Source organism: Oleiphilus sp. HI0043 (assembly GCF_001634935.1).
Genome location: NZ_LWEY01001563.1, coordinates 1 through 1,492 on the forward strand (window position 1 = coordinate 1; position 1,492 = coordinate 1,492).

The 1,492-nt window shown below is 42.6% G+C and carries 1 protein-coding gene; it reads left to right on the plus strand.

The genetic code is table 11. The features are described 5' to 3' along the window. Positions 1–194: 194 nt before the first annotated feature. The coding region (locus A3729_RS23295; protein WP_197476005.1) for a DUF3336 domain-containing protein at positions 195–1,492 on the plus strand (1,298 nt) is incomplete at its 3' end.

Here is a 1,492-nt window from a genome sequence, read left to right on the forward strand (position 1 = left end):
TCGCTGATGATGAAGATTTTGATTACGAGGACTTCTAATATCAGGCTTATTTAACATAAGTTCACAGGGCTTAATACAAGTTCAATATATCTGCAGAAAAAAATAACCTATAGTTGATTGATGGGATAAAAGATAAAATCAACTATATGGCTCGCTTTAAGATGCACACCACGATAAAAAAAGAAAAACAAAGAATGTCGCAGGCTACCTCATTCCTTGAATGGAAGGACGCCGCTCAAACACTCGACTCCATGCAACATAATGATGCCTGGAAAGACAATATTGCTTCTGATGTATATAACTACGAACTTATTTCTGATCGACTCTGTCTTTTAAGAGAGCACAAGCAAAATGGTGATCTCACCGCTTTGTATCGAGACATTCGCGAAGGCTTGCATCATGACCTTGGCAATATGGGTGACATACGCCTTTATAACCAATGCTATTACGGCACCAAAACACTCATTGAAGAATACGTTGAAGAAGTTTGCGATTGCCTTTCCTATCTTTGCGATAGGCAAACCTCTGATATGCCATCAAATAAAAAGTTAGATTTTTTTAAAGATGTACTTTTATCCTTCGGTCGCCCCGCATTATTGCTAAGTGGCGGCGCTTCCTTAGGAGTCTTCCATATCGGTGTTGTAAAGGCCCTGTGGGAGCATGGCTTATTGCCAGATGTCGTAACTGGCTCAAGCGCCGGTTCTATCATTGCTGCCGCCTTAGGGACGCATACCGATGACGAACTACCTTCCTTGTTTGACCCTAATACCCATAATATGAAAGCCTGGAAGTGGATGGGCCTATTGAATGGTATTAAAGGCAAAGGCTTTATGGATCAGCGTCAGCTGCAAGACTATATTCGTAGTTATGTAGGTGAATACACGATGCAAGAGGCCTACGAGAAGACGGGGCGGAGTATTAATATCACTGTTTCGCCTGTCCAGGCTCATCAAAAGGCTAGATTATTGTCAGGTTACACATCTCCATACATGCTAACGTGGAGTGCATCGTTAGCGTCTTGCGCAGTTCCAGGAATTTTCCCCCCGGTTAAACTGCTTAAGAAAGATGAACATGGACACAACGTACCGTATATGCCCCGCTTACGCTGGGTTGATGGCAGCATGGTTAGCGACTTGCCAATCGAGCGCCTAATGCACCTCTACGATGTTAATTATTCTATCGTAAGTCAAACCAATCCTCATGTAGTGCCTTTGCTGGAACGAACAAAAGGGCTGTCTAGTAATCGTTTCTTAAAATTACCCCTAGCGCTTGTTAAAGCCGAAGCAAAATTTCATGGCCAGGCAGTGAGTGACTATATAAGAACTCATACCAAATCTGAGATGCTTCGACAAGTTTCTGGTCATGCTTATTCTATGATGTCTCAGAATTATTATGGCGACGTCACTGTTGCTCCAAATTACAAGCTTGGGCACTATATGAAGCTGCTTAGCAATCCCGATACGAAATTCATGAAGGAGTTAATGCTTCAGGG